The 21,783-nt window shown below is 36.2% G+C and carries 11 protein-coding genes; all 11 read right to left on the bottom strand.

The genetic code is table 11. From position 1 onward, the window contains the following. Positions 1-107: 107 nt before the first annotated feature. Positions 108-2,558 (bottom strand): glycoside hydrolase family 95 protein, encoded by a 2,451-nt coding sequence (locus tag JI750_RS17310; RefSeq protein WP_202004958.1) that lies wholly within the window; start codon positions 2,556-2,558, stop codon positions 108-110. 148 nt (positions 2,559-2,706) lie between these two features. After that, positions 2,707-4,125, bottom strand: a complete 1,419-nt coding sequence (locus JI750_RS17305; RefSeq protein WP_202004955.1) for an acetylxylan esterase — start codon at positions 4,123-4,125, stop codon at positions 2,707-2,709. Positions 4,126-4,426: 301 nt separating this feature from the next. Further along, positions 4,427-7,231, bottom strand: coding sequence for a glycoside hydrolase family 78 protein (locus JI750_RS17300; RefSeq protein ID WP_500789590.1), 2,805 nt, complete (start codon positions 7,229-7,231; stop codon positions 4,427-4,429). Positions 7,232-7,391: 160 nt separating this feature from the next. After that, entirely contained in the window at positions 7,392-9,257 is a 1,866-nt protein-coding gene (locus JI750_RS17295) for a sialidase/neuraminidase family protein (RefSeq protein WP_202004948.1), read from the bottom strand. A 143-nt stretch (positions 9,258-9,400) separates the two neighbouring features. Further along, positions 9,401-10,318: a glycoside hydrolase family 43 protein gene (locus JI750_RS17290; RefSeq protein ID WP_202004945.1), complete on the bottom strand. Its 918-nt coding sequence runs from the start codon at positions 10,316-10,318 to the stop codon at positions 9,401-9,403. Positions 10,319-10,473: 155 nt separating this feature from the next. Next, positions 10,474-12,042 carry a glycoside hydrolase family 28 protein gene (locus JI750_RS17285; RefSeq protein ID WP_202004942.1) on the bottom strand — a complete coding sequence of 523 codons (1,569 nt, stop codon included), beginning with the start codon at positions 12,040-12,042 and terminating at the stop codon, positions 10,474-10,476. 219 nt (positions 12,043-12,261) lie between these two features. Then, positions 12,262-13,668 carry a glycoside hydrolase family 140 protein gene (locus JI750_RS17280; RefSeq protein WP_202004939.1) on the bottom strand — a complete coding sequence of 469 codons (1,407 nt, stop codon included), beginning with the start codon at positions 13,666-13,668 and terminating at the stop codon, positions 12,262-12,264. Positions 13,669-13,918: 250 nt separating this feature from the next. Next, on the bottom strand, positions 13,919-17,071 hold the full coding sequence (locus tag JI750_RS17275) for a DUF6298 domain-containing protein (protein WP_369410035.1): 3,153 nt from the start codon (positions 17,069-17,071) through the stop codon (positions 13,919-13,921). Positions 17,072-17,332: 261 nt separating this feature from the next. Continuing rightward, on the bottom strand, positions 17,333-19,039 hold the full coding sequence (locus JI750_RS17270; RefSeq protein WP_202004935.1) for a polysaccharide lyase: 1,707 nt from the start codon (positions 19,037-19,039) through the stop codon (positions 17,333-17,335). A gap of 55 nt (positions 19,040-19,094) precedes the next feature. Next, positions 19,095-19,784: a DUF3826 domain-containing protein gene (locus tag JI750_RS17265; protein WP_202004933.1), complete on the bottom strand. Its 690-nt coding sequence runs from the start codon at positions 19,782-19,784 to the stop codon at positions 19,095-19,097. A gap of 185 nt (positions 19,785-19,969) precedes the next feature. After that, positions 19,970-21,682 (bottom strand): polysaccharide lyase, encoded by a 1,713-nt coding sequence (locus tag JI750_RS17260; protein WP_202004930.1) that lies wholly within the window; start codon positions 21,680-21,682, stop codon positions 19,970-19,972. Positions 21,683-21,783 lie beyond the last annotated feature (101 nt).

Genomic DNA, 21,783 nt, shown 5'->3' with positions numbered 1-21,783 from the left:
TAAGGAGAAATCACACGCGGGATTCGACAAAGATTGGCGACATTCTGTGCGGAATTTCTTGTGTGATTTCTCCTTACGTCGAAATGACAAACTAGACTTATAATATATTAATTCCCAGTAAAAGTATAAGTCTGCCCCGCTTTCATATTCACATCGTAAATATTGTAATTTGGCAATTGTACTTTAGGCAATTTTGCTTCTTTAGAAATAATAGGTTTCTTCACTTCTACATCATAAAACAGAGGATTTGTATTTTTCCCTTTTGCTTTTTTGATTGAAGAACCACTCAAACTATTTTCAACTTTTAAGCGACAGTTTCCACCAATTTTCGAATAGATTTTTAAAGTCGAAACTTTATTGTTTTTCCAAGTCATATCGATTACAAAACCGCCTCTTGCCACTAAACCTTTTATGCTTCCGTCTTTCCAGACAGCTGGTAAAGCAGGCAATAACTGAATCGCATCTTCCTGACTTTGCATCAGCATTTCGGCAAAACCGGCTGTGCATCCAAAATTTCCATCAATTTGAAACGGCTGATGCGCATCTAACATATTTGGGTACGTTCCTCCTCCTTTTCTTTGATCCGCTGTTACCAAATGCAATTGATCCTGAATCAATTTATAAGCATGATTTCCGTCTAATAATCTCGCCCATAAATTTACTTTCCAACCCATTGACCAACCAGTAGATTCGTCTGTTCTGTAAATTAAAGATTGTTTAGCCGCTTCAAATAATTCAGGTGTTTTAATTGCCGAAATCTGATTACTCGGATACAATCCGTACAAATGCGAAACGTGTCTGTGATTGTCCTTTGGGTTATCCCAATCGTCCTGCCATTCCTGCAACTGATTGTGTTTTCCAATTTTCATTGGTGGCATTTTTGCCAAAGCATCACTTACTTTTTTTACATAAGATGCATCTGGAGAAACCAATGCCGAAGCTTCGATAACATGCCTAAACAAATCAAAAACCAACTGATTATCCATTGTTGTTCCCGATGCAATTGTAGCTTTTCCAGTTCCGCCTGCATGTGTATTTTCAGGTGAACTTGACGGCACAACCACTAAATATTTTGTGTTTGGATCTATAACCATAAAATCTAAAAAGAAATCGGCTGCGCCTTTCATAATTGGATAAATTTCTGCTAAATACTTTTTATCGCCGGTATATAAATATCTTTCCCATAAATCCTGACAAACCCATGCACCGCCAGTCGGCCACATTCCCGAAGCTGCTGCATCTACCGGAGCGGTTACGCGCCAGATATCAGTGTTGTGATGTAAAACCCATCCGCTGGCATTGTACATCGTTTTAGCCGTTTCTGCTCCAGTAACGCTTAATTCTTTTGCCATTTGTACAAAAGGTTCGTGCATTTCCTGCAAATTGGTTACTTGTGCCGGCCAGTAATTCATTTCGGCATTGATGTTTGTGGTGTATTTACTGTCCCAAGGCGGAGTAACCATATCGTTCCAAATTCCTTGCAGATTTGCTGGCTGTCCGCCTGGCTGTGAACTTGAAATTAAAAGATATCTTCCGAATTGGAAATACAACGAAGCCAATTGTGGATCGAATTGTTTTGAAAAATCTCTAATTCTTTCGTTTGTGGGTTTCTTCACCAAATCATTCGAACCTAAATCTAAAGCAACTCTGTTGAAAAATTTTTGATAATAATCAACGTGGGCTTTCTTAATTGTTTCAAAATCTTTTGTTTCCGCTTTCGCTAAATAGTCTTTGCTTTTCCCAATTTCATCTCCCGAAATATCCTGATAGTTTTTGAAATTCGTTGCAATCGAAATGTATAAAGTCACTTCATCGGCTTTGTTGATACTTAAAACGCCGTTGCTGGCATCGATTTCGCCACCTTTGTTTTTAGCGGTTAATCGGCCTTGAAACTTTACTTTTCCTTTTACACCTTCAAAGTTAGTTCCAACTCCCGAAAGGATAATCTGGTTTCCTTCTGTCGAAGCAACCGTTTTATCAATCGGACTGTTCATGAAAACATTACAGGTAATCTGTCCCGGCTGACTAGCACTAAGTTTCACCACAATTACCTGATCTGAAAACGCGGTTAAAATCTCTCTTGTAAATTCAACACCATTTACTTTGTATTTTACTTTCGCTGTAGCGTTGCTAATGTCTAAATCTCTGTAATAATCGGTATATTTTTGATGTCCGTTGAATGAAATATAAACGCTTCCAAAAGTCTGATACGGCATACCGTCATTGGTTTGCGACATAATATCCTGCGTTGCCAAATCCTGCGCTTCATCAAATTTTCCGTCAAAAATTAACTGACGAACAATTGGAAGTGCTTTAATAGATTTATTATGTGCATTGCTGTTTGGAGAACCTGCCCAAATCGTTTCTTCGTTCAATTGTAAGCGTTCTACAGCCGGATCTCCAAAAACCATTGCACCCAAACGTCCGTTGCCTAAAGGCAGAGCTTCGTTCCAGATGGATGCGGGTTTATCGTACCAAAGTTTTAGGTCACTTTGTGCTTTTGCAATCAAGGAAAAAATTCCAAAACAGATTGCCGTTATTTTAATTTTTAACTTCATAGTATATTTTTTTTTCGCCACGAATTCACGAATTTTCCTTAATTGTTCTTTGCGCTTTATTTCTCTAATTTTTACCGAAAATCTTAATTCGAGCAATTTGACACAAAAAATACGTATCGTTTATAAAAAATAATTCGTGAATTCGTGGCTATTTCTTAACCTCGTAAACTTTCATATTTTTTTCTCCGAACATTTCATATAATTTGTTGATGTCTTTCAAAGCATTTACAGGCAATTTTTCTCCTTTATCTCCAAAAACCAACAACTTTTCTTTTGGTTCAATTACACAAGTCGATTCGTCGATTTCGCCTTTATCGTTCTTCACTTTATTCAAATCTAAATTTAAATATTTCGCCATAAACGGATACAAAGCCATACGTTTCGAGATTCCGAAATCGTGTCCTTCTTTTGCAAAATGTGCATTTTCGACTAAATCTTTCTTTCCGTACAATTCATATGTTCTTTGGATAAAAGGAAATTCCAATTCCGGAACTGCCAATGTCCAGTCTTTTCCGTCAGAAACAATCAATTGCGGTTTTGGTGCCATCATAGCCGAGATTTCGGCATTGTTTGTTCCGTTTCCACATAAGTGAATTCCGCGACCACTTTCGCATGGACAACCGCCTGAGAAATGAGAAGAAACCATCACAACCGGGGCAGAAACTTTTACTCTGTCATCAATTGCGGCTAAAAACATCGTATGTGATCCTCCGCCAGAACCTCCAGTAACACCAACTCTTGTCATATCAGCATTTTTAACCGTTGCCAAATAATCCAAGAAACGAATTCCAGTTAAAACCTGAACCGTCGATGCAATGCTGTTTCTATGCGTTTCTTCTGGAAATTGTAGTAACGATTCTCCCCAAGCAAATAAATCGTAACCTACCACAATTGCTCCCATTTTTGCCATCATGGCACAACGGTACTGCTCGTCTTTTCTATATCTTCCGTCGCCAAAATGTCCGTCAGGAGTTAAAATAACTGCTGCTTTTTTATTTAACGGATATGGTTTGTAAATCGATCCTGTTACATAAACACCAGGCAAAATTTCTAAAGCAATATTTTCGACACTGTAATCTTTATAAATTCTTTTTGGAGTTAAAAGTGGTTTAGATTTTGGCGTAGGGGGCGCCTTATCCAAACCAAATGATTCAATCATACAAGCTTTTAACTCCGTTTTGCGTTTCTCCCATTGTTCTTTCGTCGAGTAAAGGCTTTCTAAGTAAAACAAACGTTCTTTTCCTTTATCTACCGAAACTTTATGGTTTTCATACTTGCGTATGATGTAGGTTCCATCGGGTTGTTTAAAATACATCAATTCAAACGGCGCTAAAATATTAGTCAGCGAAAGCGCTAAATTTCCAGGTTCAATTCTCCAATCGGCATAATCCAGTTCTTTTCCTTTTAATAAACCTCTGTCATCGTTGATTGTGACGTTAAAAATCGTTTCGATTTTTTTAAGCGTTTCTGATACAGGCTTTCTAAAATTAGTGTCAGAAGTGCTTTGCGCATTAGCAAATGTCAAAGCAAAAATGGAAACTAAGAAGATGTATTTTAAATTTTTCATTTTAATATTGTTGTGTGTTGGTACGCTGATGAAACGGATTCGCTATCGCGAAAACGCTGATTTAAACGGATTTTTTTTATTCTTTTTAATTGCCTCCTGCTTTAGCTGGAGGAAAATATTTTTGATTCGTAAATTGGCTTTAGCCTAACTCATCCGTTTGGCTAAAGCCCTGTAACTTCTCCTGTTTTCTTAAACCTCCAGTTAAAACTGGAGGCAATTCAATTTTTACATTTTAAAATAAAAGAAAAAATCCATTTAAATCCGCGTCTTTACGAAGTAAACCCGTGTCATCCGCGTTCCATTATATTGTGCATTCAATTGTATAAATTCCTGATCCTAATTCCAAAACAGGCTTTTGTGCCTTTTCATCAAAACCTGTCTTAAATCTCTTGCCATCCATTTTTATTTCTGAATTTTTAGCAACGGGTAATTTTACTGTCGCAGTTGTATTTACCGGAATCTGAACTGTCAAAATAAATTTGCCGTCTTTCTTTTCCCAAGAAGAAGCAATTTTTCCGTAAACCGATTGATAGTCCGCTTTCGCGAAAGTCATATCGCCAACTACTTCTGGCTGAATAAAGAAATGTTTGAATCCTGGTTTCTCAGGATCGGACATAATTCCAGCTAAACTTTGGTAAAACCATTCTTCGATTTGCCCTAACATAAAGTGATTCCACGAATTTCCTTTTCTCGGATCCCATTGCTCTGTTAAAGTGGTCAAACCAAATTTAATCTGAAAACCATAACCCGGCGCATCGTAATGATTGTGCATTCTGTACATGGTTTCGTTTTCGCCATTTCTTGCCAAAGTCTGAAATAAGTAACGATTTCCGACATCTCCCGTTGTCAAACGATCTCCTTTTTCTTTGATATCTGCTAATAAATTCTGCATTACAACTTCTTTATACTGAGGCTCCACAATATCCATAAAAATCGGAACGGCATTGCTAAACTGGCTGTTTGTTCCGTATTGTTTGGTTTCTTCGTTGAAAAACTCCTTATTGAAAGCCGTTTTAATCTCAGAAGCCAACGTATTATATTTCTCGAAATCTTCCGTTTTTCCTAATAATTTTGATGCTTTTGCCACTAAATAAGCGCCATAATAGTAATGAGAAGTCGCAGAAAGTGCAATCGGACTATTTTTAGAATATCCTGCTGGATGCGTTCCGTAATCGTACCAATCGCCTAATCCGTGTGAAACGATATGGTTTGTTGCTTTTGTTCCTAAATAATCTACATAATTCTTCATTACAGGAAAATATTTCTCTAACAATGAAGCGTCTCCGTAATATTCATAATACATCCAAGGCAGAATTACGCCTGTAACTCCCCATTCTGGAGAATCGGTAAAATCGCCACCAAAGATTACATATTCAGGAACAATTGTCGGAATTAAACCGTTATCACGTTGTGAATCAGAAATATTCTGCATGGTTGCGGGAAGGAAATTCTGAAGATTATAATTGAACATTAAACCTGGGCCATTTAACTGAATTTCTTCTAACCAACCTAATTTTTCACGTTGCGGACAATCGGTAAAAACACTTTGGAAATTACTTTTAATCGAATTATTTATCAATTCGTGTGTTTTATTGAAAATCTCATTCGAGCAAGCAAAACTTCCTGCTTCTCCAGCCGAATTGTAAATAAAATTCGATTTTAAATCAACTAAAGTTGGAAGCTCTTTATTTTTATCTTCTTTGTAATTAATGTTTTCAATCTGAACATACTGATAACCGTAGAAACTGAATTTTGGCGTCCATTCTTCCACTCCATCGCCTTTTAAAGTATAATCGTAATAATATGGTTTTCCTGATCTTCCCTGCGCTATTGTGCCCTCTTCATTTAAACCTTCAGCCACCCAAACACGAATCGTTTGTCCTCTTTTTCCTTTTACTTTGATGGTTGGAAATCCTGAAAGATTCTGTCCCATATCAAAAACATAGAAATTTGGTTTCAGTTCTTTTACGGTTTTAACTTCGTATTGTTTCTGAATGGTAACTGGCGATGCGGTCTGCGGTCTCAAAACTCCTTTTGGCGCTTCCTGAATCACTACTTTTTTCCAATCTCTATCTTTGAAACCTTTACGATCCCAACCTTTTTGCTCTAAATTGGCATTGTAATCTTCTCCTCCAAAAATACTGTTATACGTAATCGGACTTTTGCTGTATTTCCAAGTTCTATCTGATTTTATAATTTCTTCTGAACCGTCATTATACTTGATTTTCATTTTGAAGAATAAAGTCGGCGGACCAAAACTTACGAAGAATTTGGTATATCTTTCGGCAAGCGTGTTGTACATTCCGTTTCCTAAAAGAACGCCAATTACGTTATCACCTTTTTGAAAATCTTTTGCACTTAACTCGTAAACATTATAATTGACTGTTTTATCATAATCTGTCCACAGAGGTGCAAATTGGCTGTTACCCACTTTTTTTCCGTTGATAGTCAATTCGTAATGGCCTAAACCTGAAATGTAAACGACGGCTTCTTTGACTGCTTTTTCAACTTCGAAAGGTTTACGCAACATTATACTTCTGCGTGACAATGAATCGGAAGCATTGATAAACGAATTCTTTTTTTCTCTGTTAAAAGTCGCTGTATGATAATTTCTTCCTTCTGGCAAATGACTATCAGCCTTTGTGATTGCTCCAATCCAAATTGGATTTAAATCTGATTCTAATGAAGCTGTTCTAAAAGTAGCTGTTTTACTCCATTTTGAAACTTTTCCAACCTGATTCCAAACTTTAACTTTCCAAAAATATTTGGTTTCGCTTTTTAATGGTTTTCCATTATAAACGATATGCAGGTTTTTATCTGTATTAGCTCTTCCACTGTTCCAAACATCCCCATCATCCATTTTTAGTTTTTCTTCCGAAGAAGCTACTAAAATCAAATAAGCGACTTGTGAGGCATCGGATTCTTTTGAAATCAATTGCCAGCTCAATTTTGGTTGATTCTGAACTACTGCTAATGGATTTTCAGCCATTTCCGTCGTTAAGCGTACAGGCAAAATTTGTCCATTTAAAATGAAAAAGAAAAAAAGAAAAATAAAGGATAATATTGATTTTGAAATATTCACTTTGTAAATTTTTAATTGAACCATTAAGATATTAAGTCAATTAAGCTCACTAGATGGAACCTTTGTCTTAAGTTCATTAAGCATTCAGTTACGTTCATTTTTCGTTCTCAAAACTTTATGCTCTCAAGATAAGTCTAATTAAACATCCTGCTTAATTTTCTTAATCTCTTAATGGTAAAAATCATTATAATTTTTTAGTTACCAAAGATTCGATATTGAATACTGCTTCTGGGATTAATTTTCCCGTTTGAGGCAGGTCGTCGTAATCATCTGTGTCTGGCGCTGTATCTGGATCTGGCGAATGTCTTTGCTCTCCTGTGCGGAACATAATTCGCTCGAAACCGTCTGTTGGCGCATAAAATATCTTTGTTGATTCTTTTCCATCGTTTACTTTTATAGTGTATTGACGGTTTTTAGCATCTAATTTAACAGTGATTGTATATGCTTTGTTTGCTTCGTATTTTGTAACCGAACTCAAACGCGCACCATTTTTTACCTTTAATTCTCCATCCGAATCAAAAATCAATCTTACCGATGGTAAACCTTGTTTATTTTGAAATTCAATCTGCAATAATCCGTGATTATTTTGCTCTGGTTTTACTGTGAAAACAGCTTCCATTTTTGAAGCAAAAGGAATAACTCTTTCAGCACGTGAATAGTCAAAATAATCCTGATCTCTTAAAGTCAGCCATTTTTTGCCATCAGCTTTCTTTTCGATTTTTGTTGATGCCCAAGAAAGATCGTAAGTATTCCATAGCTTTAATTCTTGTCCGTCTGGAAGATTATTGAAAACATCATTTACATTTTCTGTTACTACCGAAGTAACGGGAACTGGAATCGATGCTACCCAAATATCTTCTTTGTTCATACTGTAACCTACCCAGATTTTTCCGTCTGACGGAGTTCCATTTTTCTCTGTGATTCCACGCACATATTGCGGACCTGCTGATTTGTAGTTCCCACCATAACGCATCGGACTTACTTCTCCGTGAACCAACAATAAATCTTTATAATTTAAACCGTCGTCACTTGTTGAAATAGCCAAAGGCCAGCGATATTCTGACGGATTATAAAGTGTTGCATAACGATTGTCTGACGTTTTTTGTCCCCAGATTTTAGCATTGCTGTTTACAAATCCCGGCGCTCTTAACGGCATATAATCCCAAGATTTTCCTCCGTCTCTACTGATAGATGTTAAAGCATGTTTCCATAAACCCACTACATTTCCGTTTGGTAAATGGTAATAACTAAACGCTTTGTATGGTTTCTGTAACGGAATCAACTCATCATCACGATCAGCTTCTTCTACCCATTGCTGTAAAATTAATGGCTCTGATAAAATTTCTTCGCAGGCTTTCTTTAAACCTTTGTCTTTTGATGCTGTATAAAATGGAAATTTCGATTTCGATTTATCCCAAGTTCTATTGTATCTGATGAAATAGATTTCGCCGAAACTTCCGTCTTTTTTTATTTCACGAATCACACGTCCAATTCCTTTTCCATCATTCGGATCATCTTTTTCATCCATTGCAATTCCGTAATACGCTAAAGCAAAAAGTCGGTTGTCCTTTGATGTGTAAAAACCCATTCTCTGATGCATAATTGCATCCAGATTTTTGGCAACGCCTTCAACTCCTTCTTTCTTCCATCCGTCAGGAATTCTATAAATTGGAAAAATCACTTCTGGTTTAGTCCACGTTACGCCGTCTTTAGAAGTCATTAATAAAGTTTGGCTTGGCGGAATATGTTCGCCCGAAGGATCGCTTAAATAATGCAGATAAAAGGTATTGTTCCAATACGCCATCATCGGCTGGTGGTTGTATGTCCAGCCAAAACCATCTGCTTTTTCAGGATGTTCACGGCTGGCACGCATGATTTGTGTGGCGTGAACTCCAACCGCTGGACTCAACTGTCCGTGATGATAATCGATGTTTGAAAGTGTTTTGCCAACATAACGCACCGTGTCGTTTTGTGCATTTACAGCGGTACAAGCTAGAAGAATTGTAGCTGTTGTGATGATGTTGGTTTTTATGTTTTGGAAAGCAATCATTTTATTATTTTTTTGTTTCACGCAGATTTTGCAGATTTTGACTGATTTGCGCAGATTTAATTTTAATCTTTTTGATTTAAAAAAATTAAAAAATCTGCTTGATCTGCTTAAATCATTTTTAGATCTGCGTGAAATTTTTCTAACTATTTCTTTTCAATTAATCCCTTTAAAACGTCTTCAGAGATTGTTGTAATCGTTCCGTGTTTGTGTCCTTCTGGAAGACTTATTTTGGAGGAAACATCTTCAAAATGAACAAAATCTGTTGTACTTAACGCTTTATAATTTTTCGAACCATAATTGTCATAATACAACAGCCAGTTTTTACCGACTTTCACTACTGTTGGACCTTCAGATAAATATTCGGTTAAAGGCTCAGAACTTTTTTCAAACGGCCCTAAAGGCGATTTTCCGAAAGCTACTTTTATATTTCGCATTGGTCTTGTATTGTCTTTCAAAACCAAAACATAATCTTTCTTTCCTTTTTTGACAATCACACAATCAATTACGCTGAAACCTGGATCGTAATATAATTTTGTATCTGAAAACGTTTTGAAATCTTTCGTCGTTACATAATACATTCTGTGGTTGTTTTTTTCCTCTTCAACACCTTTTGGAAATCGAAACGGAATTGTTGATGCCCAAATAATTATGTATTCTTTTTTTACATCATCATAAAAAATTTCCGGAGCCCAAACATTTACCACTTCTGGCTCATTTTTCATGACAGGAATATATTGTTGTTCTGACCAATGAATCAGGTCTTTTGAACTGGCGTAACCAAAACCGTTTCCGCCTTTCCAGTCGGTTGTCCAAACTATGTGATACGTTCCGTCTGCTCCTTTTGTGATTGACGGATCGCGCATAATTTTACTGGCTCCGATTTCTGGTTTTAAAAATGATCCTTCTAATCCTTTCCAGTTGTAACCGTCTTCACTGTACGCCAAATATAAACCTTCTGTTGCGGGTTCTCTAAATGACGTAAAAAGATAGAGTTCTTTCTTTTTTTGTGCGTAAGATATCGCAAAAATCGAAAAGGTTAATAGGATGAATATTTTTTTCATGTCTTGTTTACTTATAATGGCAAAAAAGCCTAATCTTTCTCTTTAGCCCCGATTGCAGTGAAAATCCTTGTAAACCGGGGTTCGGTTTACAAGATTGCAACGGAAAGCGGGACGGTGTTTCCAAAAATGCCTATTGTTTCTGCTACTAAATTTTATTATTCTGTAATCGCTTTTTTATCTAAAGAAGCTCCTTTTTTAATTTTCGTTGTTACATTGTTGAACACATTGTTTTTTAGGAAAATATTTTTGGTGTCTTTTCCATCGGCCTCGATAAAAATATCGGTTGGATTGAATGGAAAATTATTGTTGATCAATGCATTCGAAACGTTATCTAATTTGATAACCGGAACTCCTTTTATCGCTGTTGAAGATCCAATATTATCCAAAATCACATTTTTTGAATCTGAGATTTTGAAAGACGAACCTACAGTTGCGTTTACTTTTACATCGTGAAATTCAACATCTGTTGCGGTACTTACAGTAAAACCTTCTTTTCCATCCATATTGATGTTAGAGAAAGTGATGTTTTGGATTGGCATTTCAGTAATTCCAAGAATTTGCCCAGCTTTGTTTACGTTTGAAGCTGTAATATTACTCATGTGAATGTTTCTGAAAATCGGTGTTTTCTCCGTTACAGGTTCAACTGTAGTCCCTTTATCATAGAAAAGACTCAAAACGATGGCTTCTTCTTTGATGTTTTTCATGACAATATTATCAACACGAATATCTTCTACAACTCCACCTCTTCCACGAGCTGATTTAATACGGATTCCGCGATCTGTTCCATCAAAAACACAGTTGGATATTGTGATTTTTTTAATTCCTCCTGACATTTCGCTACCGATTACCACTCCACCGTGACCGCTTAACATGGTGCAGTTTGTGATGGTTACATTTTCTGTTGCTTTTCCGTATTTACGTCCGTCGCCGTCTCTTCCCGATTTGATCGTGATACAATCGTCTCCAACGCTGATATGGCAGTTTGAAATGTGAACATTGGTACAAGATGAAGGATTAATTCCGTCTGTGTTTGGCGAATGCGGATTAAAAATCGAAATTCCAGTAACCGTCACATTATCACAAAATTCCGGGTTGATGGTCCAGAAAGGCGAATTTTTAAAAGTTACACCTTCAATCAAAATGTTTTTGCAGTTGTAAGCTTGAAAAAAAGATGGTCTGAAAAATTTTTTATCAACTGTTCTTTTGTAATACGGTTCTGTGTAAAGGCCTTTATTTTGCTCTTCCCACATGGTTTGATATTTGGTTGGAGGAAGCGGTTCTTTAGCTGTTTCGATTCGATACACTTCATTCCACCACGCTTTTCCTTGTCCGTCGATTACGCCTCTTCCTGTGATGGTAATATTTTCAACGTCTTTTGCATAAAATAAAGGTTGGAAACTCTTCATTACAATTCCTTCGTAACGCATCTCTACATAAGGTAGAAAATCATCAAAGTTCTCTGAGAACTTTAAAAGTGCTCCAGAATCTAAGTGAATCGTGATGTTGCTTCTTAGTGTCAAGGCTCCCGTTAAATATTCTCCTGCTGGAAAAAAGATGGTTCCTCCGCCGTTTTTGGATGCTTTTTCAATGGCATTCTGAATGGCTTGGGTGCATTTTATTCCTTTATTGTTTCCGCCTTCGTTTAGGATGTTTAACCAGCCGTCTTGTGCGAAAGTTGTATTTAATCCTGTTATGAAGCAGAGTATTATTAGTATGTTTTTCATTGTTGTGTTGTTTTATTTTGCCACAGATTAAAATGATTAGCACAGATTTTTACTCTCATTTTTGTCATTTCGACGTAAGGAGAAATCCTCATTAGTAGCTCCGCATGGTTGAGCAACTTTGTAGAGTTTCTCCTTACGTCGAAATGACAAGATTGTGGATAATTCGTGATTATTTACTCACGAATTGCATTTCACTAATTACTTTTTACTTTTCACTAATCACTTAGTAGATTTCAAAATCAAAACCCAGTCATTACCATCTTCTTTTTTTCCTGCAGGTTGAAAGTTTTGAGTTCCTTTGTTATCAAATATTCCGATTTTAGTTTTCTTACCATTTCTTGGATTGTACCAAGTTGCTTCGAATTTATCTCCAGCAATTTTTCCTAGTTTTACTTCTATTATTCTTCCGTTGTAAGTGTATAGTAGAGCATACTTTTCACCTCTTATCGCTGAAATATAATCGTATTTTCCTCCTTGATTCACCACTAATGAAGCATCTGGAACTCCTTCTAAAAATGGCACTTCTTCCATTAATTTCTTAATGTAAATCATTTGTTTTGCTCCAGGCGCATTGATTGCCGATGTCCATAATTCTTTGTTTCCATATGCGGGTTTATCGCCTTTTCTAAACATTTGCATTACAGCATTGTGCCCGTACGTATAACCTGCACCGCCTGATAAAACCGACCAATATCCATAACGGCGAACATCACTTGCTGTCCATTTTGGCTGTAGAGTATCGTGTAAGCCGTGTGGAATTCCTTCGTAAGATGGTTCTCCGTCAAGTGTTGGTTTTGTTGGTTTTAATTCGAAATCTCTTAGGACAAATTTGTAATTGTCTTCTTTGAAATTCGTTTTTGATGAATCCTGATCGTATCTTCTGTGTCCTGATTGAAACATATTGAAATCCAGCCATTTTTCGTTGTGAAAGTTCTCTGAAGAATCGGTTCTTCCAAACGGATGGAAAGTTACCAACTGGTTTGGATTGTTAGTTTTTAAAGTATTTCCGATGGCATTCCAGATATCCTGAAATTCGTTTCCGTGAGTGTCTCCACCATTTAACCAGATTACATTGGTTCTATTTTTATATCGGTTAGCTAAGAACTTAGCATATTCAATTGCTTGTTCTTTACTTACTTTATTTCCTTTTGAAACATTTGTTCCCCAAACCGGAACCATTGCAAGATAAATTCCGTTTTTCTGAGCCACATCTAAGGTGTAATCTACGTGATCCCAATAATCGTATTGTTTTGCATCTTTAAAATCATTTCCTGCCGTAATCAACGGTTTTGAAACGTCTTCGTTTATCAAAGCCGCATCGCCATAAACGTTAACAGCATTGATGTTATGCAAAACCATCACCTGAACGACATTAAATCCTTTGTCTTTTCTGTCTTTGAAATATTTCTCAATTCCTGCTCTATCCAGTTTTCCGAATGCCAGCCAGCCTGTGTCGCCTAGCCAGAAAAATGGTTTTTCGTTTTCGGTAACAAAATAATGCTGATTTTTAGATACTTTGATTTCAGGCAGAGAGGCTTTTGTTTTGGCAGATTGCGAAAATCCGCTTTGTGCTGTCAACATAAAGCTTATACTAAGAGCGTATAAAGATTTAATTTTCAGATTCATTTTGGTTTGTTTTTGAATTTATGTTTTTTAGGTTTGTTTGCCACGAATTCACGAATTATTTTTTTTATAATCTTTGTGTATTTATTTCACGCAGATTTTACTGATTTTGGCAGATTTACGCAGATCTAAATTTTATAAAATCTGCTGAATCTGCTTAAATCTGCGTGAAATTTTTCTCTCGCAGATTTGAGAAATTAAGCAGATTTAATTCTTTCCGATTAATTCGTGAATTCGTGGCTATCAAAACTTTTTACTTTTTCACTATAAAAAGCACTTTTTCTTTTATTTCGGCTTGTGGAATGGTTATTTGTTTTCCTCCGCCGATGTTTGCTTTTTTGGTTATATTTCCTGTTGAAGCATTGATTGCAAATACTTCAAATGTTCCTTTTTCATTTGATAAATCGATTGTGATATCTTGGTCGTTTTTTAAATAGAAAAGATAGCTTTTTCCTTTATTTTCTAACTTCCAAAGATTGTCGGAAAACGTATTTCCGTCAACTAATTTCATTTCGCTTAAAACGGAATAAAACTGCACAAGTTCAATTTTCGGAATGTTTGGCAATGAAGCTCCAGCCATTAAAGCCGGCCATCCAAATCTTGAAGAACCGTCTGTTGAATATAAAATGACTTTATCCGGATATTTTTCTCTGTATTCACGAACGGCACGATATACCTGATTGTCGGTTTCTTTTCCGGTTTTTAGTTTTCTGGCGTGCTGTCTTGGTGCAAGATTTACGCCTCCTTGCGGTGCATAAGCTGAACCATCTTCTTTGTAATACCAATATCGAATGTCGATTACATCAACAGTTTTATTTCTTTTAGCATCATTTAAAATAGCATCCTGAACGTCTTTTGTAGCACTTAAACCAATTAAGCCTTTTTTACCAGTTTCATCTTTCCATTTTTGAGCTTGGTCTAACCAGAATTCCATGAAATGCAACGGACCTGTAAATTCGGCACTTGTCAGCTGAATTACGTTGCTGTTTTCCTGAAAGTTCTCAAATGATTTTCTGATGAAACCTTCGTGCAATTTTCTTCTTTGAGCATTGGTAATATCGTAAAACTGCTCTGCCATGAAAATACGTTTGTCTCCTGCATAAGGCGGTGGTTCAGGAAATCCTGTGCTATTAATATTGTTTGCTGAACGCCAAGGCGAACTTGCCCAGTGCGCTCCCGCTTCTAATATATTATGCTGAAAATATTGCTGATTTATTAACAATTGTCCGTTTGGTTCTGCTAATGTTGCAAACTGCGCTAAACGGCTCCAGTACCAATCGTTGAATTTTGTTAAATCGTATTTGCTTAAATGATCCCAGGCAAAATCTTTTCCACTTCTGGCGAAAGGCTGTTCGTAAAACGGAGGCCAAACATCATCATCAATTCGGCGAACACGTTCGTGATCATCCATTCGTCTGTCGTACCATAAACCGTAATTGTGTTCTAAGGCAACGATATTATTTTTAGTTAGATAATCTACAGTTTCTTGCACTTTATCAGTCAATCCGTTTCCTGTTCTTCCAGGTACAAAACGAGTAATATGTGGTGTTGATTTGTTAACGAAATCATCACTTAAATCCCCTCTCCACCATGCTACATTGGTTTGTTTTCCTGCAATTACTTTTCCTTCAAAGGTTAACCAGCCGTTTTCTACTGTTACTTTAGAAGTTGATTTTTCTGTTTTATTTGAAGCAACTTTTAAATCGTTTGCATTTTTTAAAGCTTTACTGTCTGTATTAATCGGATTTGCTTTTGAAGCTTCTACAATTAATTCTTGTAAACTTTTTGCCGTTGTAGCAGCGTTTTTAGTCAATTCTGCAGCAACTTCTACACTCGGACTTGAAGAAGCTTCTGAGCCTAAATCATAGATAAAAGGCTGAATTGAAAGTTTTCCTAATCTGGCTTCTAGTTGTGTATAAAATAAACTTCTTGGGCTGATATGTTCGTTTACGTTTTTCCAGTGTCCGTTTCCTCCAAATTGTCCCCAAACTCCAAAAGCCCAGTTTTGTGCTGTTGGCGGACTATAACATTCTACTTTTGATGCTGATGATTCCCAGATTACTGAATTGGCTGCTGTCCATCCCGCTCCTCTTCCTCCTTGTTCTCTGTTGTTGTAACTTAATGCTTTTCCGTCGATATTGGCAATGTCAAATAAAACTCCAGTTGCCCAGCTTCCAATTGCTCCGCTGTTTTCGAATGGCAAATGTGATTCGCATTGCACGAAAGCATTTGGTCCAGTTGTTCCGAATCCGCCTACAGCGAAATCATGATATCCAAATTCGGAGTAACAACGCTGAAATAAAGTCTGCTGACCTTCGGTATAAAAAGTGTGTCTTCTAAATGAAGCGATTTCAGAAATTGGTTCTGTGGCAATACAATCTTCAACCGTAATTTGCTGACTTGTTTTTAAAATCGTAACAGCTCCGCCTGCAAAGTGTTTGAAATTAACTTGTTTTACCCAAGCATTTCTAGTGTTTTCAATGCTGATAGCCTGCCATCTGTGTTCTTCGTCTTTTAAGTTTGAAAGATTATAAGTTGATTTTATTAAGATATTTTCAATTCCGATATGTTCGATTCTTCCTGCCCAAGAATAAACGGTTACTTTTGAAGTTCCAAACTCCTCATCTAAAGACATTGTAATTGGAGCATTTACGGTTACTTCGTTTCCGTTGATTTTGGTAACAATTCTATTCCAAGTTGTCGTCCAGTCTCCTTTTTTCCAGCCAATCCAAGAAGTTTCTCCACCGAAATCCTGCATGTTTACTTCTTTAATGAAATTATCCGTTAAAGGTTTGCTGATTTCGATTTCGTCGCCAACTTTTAATTTTGAAGTATTTTTTAACTGGATTTTCTGCGTTCCAAGTGGTGTGTAAGCGTTTGCAAATTCAAATGAATCTTTATAAATTTTATCGTTTAAGCCTAAAATTCTAATTAAAGCTTCTCTTTCTAATCCGGTTCCTAAAAGTATTGTTCCGTTTTCCGAATTGCCACTTCCTCTTAAAACTACTCCAGATTTTCTGATATATAATGTTCCGCTGATTCTGAAAGTTCCTTTGTCTAACAAAACTGCTCCACGAAATCCTGATTTATCTGGTTTTAATGCACTTACATAATCAATTGCATTTTGGATTTTTTGTGTTGCATCTTCTTCTTGTTGAGAAACAAAAATTTTATTCTCCAGATTCGGAAGTGCGACTTCAGAATTTCTGTATCCTGCAAAAGAAAAATCAGGGATTTGATTTCCTTTACTGTCTGTAGTGAAAGAAAGTTTTCCTTCTTTGGTTTTGATAATGTCTGGAAAATTGTTTTGGGCTGTGATGTTTATACTAAAAAGCATCGCCAAACCAGACAAAACTATTTTATCTTTTTGAAGGGAGATCGTATTTTTTAACTGGATAAAATTCACCTTATTAATTTTTTAGACTTTAAAATTAAACCATATAAGTAATATAAGCTCATATAATTTTTAGGTTTGTCTTTTTCCACAATCTTGTCATTTCGACGAAGGAGAAATCTTCGTTGCTAAATCGACAAAGATTGATATACTTTGCGGAGTTCCTTATGGAGATTCCTCGTTCCTCGGAATGACAAATTTTGGGTATATTCTTTGTGTGCTTAAACCTGGCAGGTTTTAAAAACCTCTCAGGTTTACGTTGAGAATACTTAACTATTGCAATAATGATTTCAACTTAGCCAAAGTATCCGTATTATTTTCGATTTTCGTCCAATCAATTTTAGTGTTTGGATCGATTCCGTTAAAATATTTTTCGATATTGGTATAACCGTCTCCGTTTGCATCTTTATTGGCGTCTGAAGCATCATTTGGATTTAAGCCATATTTTTTCTCCCACGCATCTGGAATTCCGTCATTATCTGAATCTTTATACGCTTTTCCTTTGTAAGTTGGATATCCTCCAACTTGGTCAGGATGCGTGATTATTCCTTTTTTATAAGAATCTGCAGGCAATCTTCTTTTGATAAATTCTTTTCCGATTGAATTTTCTAAACCGTCTTTTACTTCGATTTTTCCAGTTTTAACTTGTTTGATAATTCTTTCATCAACCGCATCTCTTTTTGGAATTGTTGCTCCAACATTCGTCAAAACAAAATCATAAGCTTCTTCTGCCGACATGATATTAAATTTTGGCATTGAGAATGGTTTTGGCTGTTTAATAGCAGCTAAAAATTCTTTTGTTTCCGCTTCTGGAAGGTTTTCCAATTGTACGCCACCATTCCAGTTATCTGCTGTAACTTCTGGAGAGCCAACAATAAAGTTTCCTGAAACATAGGCTCTTCCGTATTGTTTCGGTTCTATATAACCTGATTCTGGTTTCACAATTCTATGTGAAATAGGTTCGTTTTGTGGCGTTATTGGCCCTGGTTTAAAATAATTGTTGATGATGTTCAACATTGAACGATAATCACCGCCGTCCAGCGTACGATTCCACCAATTGAATACTACGTTATTTACAAAATTAAAGTCACCATACATCCCAATAGAAGCGTTTCTAGAGATGTTATCTGCCCATAAATTGCGCATAAAAGTACTATTTAATCCGCCAATCGTACTTCCGAAAGCATGATTATAAGTGTCTAAACCTTCTGATGAAATAGTGTTTTGAATTGTGATATTACAAGCCGGTAATTTCTCCAGTTTTGATTTTGCATTAGCTGCAAACTGATGTCTGTACAAAGAAATATTTTCGTCTAATCCCCAGCTTACAGAGCAGTGATCAACAATGATATTTCCCATTGGATTTCCACCCAATGCATCGTCTCTTCTTGTTACTTCAGTTGCTCCACGACGGAAACGCATATGGCGAATAATAACGTCGTGTGTATCAATTTCTAAAGTTTCTCCGGCAATGCAGATTCCGTCACCTGGAGCGGTTTGTCCAGCAATAGTAACATATGGCGCACGCATGCTGATTCTTTTTTTCAATTGAATGATTCCCGAAACATTGAAAACGATTGTTCTCGCTCCAACGGCTTCGCAGGCTTCACGAAAAGTTCCTTTTCCGCTGTCTTCCAAACTAGTAACCACAAATATTTTTCCGCCGCGTCCGCCTTGTGTATATGCTCCACCGCCTTCAGCTCCCGGAAAAGCAGGAATATCAGCAAAAACAAAATCTTTTGGATACGAAGCCCAAGGTAAATAAGGTTTTCCTTGTTTTGCTTCTTCTTTGATTATATGAAGATTAGCATTCCAGATTTCGTTCAGCCTTTTTTCTTCATCAGCTAAAATAGCATCTGCTTTTTCCTGAACAGGTTTTGGAATTACGGGATATTGGGCATACGCCGATGATACAAGAGAACAAAATGACAACGCCATAAATGTTCTTTTTAAAGTATGGTTTGGGAAAATATTTTGCATTGAATTATGTGTGGTTGTAGTTAATAGTTGTAATAGAAAGTTTTAAAGGAGAAAATTATTCTTTTGCAGTCGAATCTTTTACTTTATTCTTTTCTCTCTGCTCAACACGTTCGTGCCAGTCTTTACTTTCTTTGTTTAAATCGTAACCTTGTTTTGATAAATAGTTATTGATTCTTCCTTTGTATTTACCAAACCATCCGTGTTTTTCTTTAGAAGAACCAGCATCCATTGCATGTTCTCTTGCTTCAACTAAAGCTTTGTAGATATAATCTTTTTGTTCTGCCGTTAAGTTTGGAAGCATGTCGTTGTAACCTGCCACTGTGATAGGAAGAACTCCATACGTCATTCCGTCTTTAACTTCAGTGATTTTGTCTTCAGATAATTCTTTACCTAATTTTTTGATATAAGATTTGTGCAATTTGGCAATTGATTCGTCTGCTTTTGCTTTCAGTTTATCAATCTTTTCGTTTTGCTTTTCTTTAGCTAAAGAAATGTCTTCTTTTACTTTTTTGATTTCAGCATCTCTCCCGTCTTGGATTTCAGTTAAATCTCTGAATTGTTGAGCTATTATATTTGAAACTGCTTTTTCTTTTGCTTCGTTTTTCAAGTCTAATTTGGTAACGATTTTTGCAGCTCTTTCATTAGTGACTTTTACATATTCAGGATCTAAATGCTGTTGTGCATTTAAACTTGAAAATGCAAAAAGCAGCGATAATAAACCAGCATTTATTTTATTTAGTGCCATGAGTTTTATTTTTTAATTTGATTTAAAACATAGTTTGCTTTGGTTAAAAAGCTAAATAAATTTTTATCTGCTTAACTTTTTAATCTCGCAAAGTCGCTAAGGCGCAAAGTTTTTTATGCTTTATTTTGATAATCTTTGCGCCTTAGCGACTTTGCGAGCAATTTTATGTTTTCAAAAATTGTTCCTTATTTTAAATCTAATAAAGGTCTAACTAATGTTTCTTTGTTATTAGCCAAGTCTTTCCAGTCTACTTTTATTGCAGGATTTACACCGTTAATGTAATCTTCAATATTTGAGTATCCGTCTCCGTTTAAATCTCCTTTTGCATCAGATGGATCATTTGGGTTTAAACCGTATTTTTTCTCCCATGCATCCGGCATACCATCTTTATCAGTATCTACATAAGGTTTTCCTTTGTATTCTGGATATCCGCCAACTTGTGAAATGTCAGTAATGATTCCTTTTTTATAAGAATCCATCGGTAAACGTCTGTGTTCGAATTGGTAGAATTCTTTTTTCTCTAGTCCTTTAGCATATTCAGGAACTCCTGTTTTTACAGTTCTCACGATTCTTTCATCCACTTTATCTCTAATTGGAAGAGTTGCTCCAACATTTTTAAGTACAAACTCATAAGACTCTTCTGCAGTCATGAATTTATTAAACCAAGGCATTGGGAAAGGTTTAGCTGCTTTCATTTTAGCGAAGTATTCTTTTGCCTCATCATATGTCATTAATTCACCTTTTTTATTTTCTAGCTGAATTCCGCCATCCCAGTTGTCTTTAGTTACTTTTTCGTTTCCATTAACAACATTTCCGTTTACATAAGCTCTACCAAAAACCATATAAGGCAATTTACTTCTTCCAGATTCTGGTTTCAAGATTCTATAGCTTATTGGCTGTGTTAAATCGGTTACAGGACCTGGTTTGTAGAAGTTATTAATGATATTGTAATTTGCAGTATAATCTCCACCATCTGTAGATCTGTTGTACCAGTTGAAAACTACGTTATTCACAAAATTGAAAATTCCGTTCCACCCAATAGAAGGGTTTCTACCAGCATTATTAGCCCACATGTTTCTCATGAAAGAACAGTTTTCTCCACCTAAAGTACTTCCAAAAGCGTGATTATAAGTATCTAACGCTTCTCCGAACAAACTGTTTTGGATTGTAATGTTTACTGTTCCCACTTTAATGTCTGGATAACCTGGTCCTGGATTGTACATGTGTCTGTAAATTGACATATTTTCGTCTAATCCCCAAGTTGCAGAAACGTGGTCGATCATGATATTTCCAACAGGATTTCCTCCAATAGCATCATCACGACGTCCTACGAAAGTTTCTCCACGACGGAAACGTACATGTCTGATAATTACATCGTGTGTATCAATCCAAGTTGATTCTCCTGCAATACAAATTCCATCGCCTGGAGCTGTTTGTCCAGCAATTGTAATGTATGGCGCACGAATAATTAACGGACTTTTTAATCTGATAATTCCGGCAACATTAAATACCACAATTCTCGCTCCTCCTTGTTCGCAAGCTTCACGCAAAGTTCCTGGTCCGCGATCTTCTAAACTTGTTACTGTATAAACTTTTCCGCCACGGCCACCAAAAGTGTACATTCCACCACCTTCAGCACCTGGGAAAGCTGGAATTTCTGCCTGAGGTAAATCTGTTGGCCTTGATGCCCACGGAATATATGGTTTTCCATGTTTTGCTTCTTCTTCAATAACAACTAAAGCTTTTGTCCAAGCCTCATCAGAAAGTCTTTGAGCTTCTTCCTTAATTGCTTTTTCCTGCGCTTGAACTTCTGGACTTATTTTTGGATACTGAGCAAAACATTTTGCACTTCCTAAAAAAAGCAGAGATGATGCGATAAATAATGCGGAATTTTTCATGTTAATTTCAACTTTTGGTAATTCTTTTTAAACAAATCACCTGTATCTTTTGACAAATACAGGTGAAAAGCTTTGTATATTAATCTGTTTCTTATATTAAA

Source organism: Flavobacterium tagetis, assembly GCF_016735615.1.
Classification (GTDB): domain Bacteria; phylum Bacteroidota; class Bacteroidia; order Flavobacteriales; family Flavobacteriaceae; genus Flavobacterium; species Flavobacterium tagetis.
Note: the sequence above shows the minus strand (reverse complement) of the source record. Positions and strands in the feature narration are given on the sequence as shown.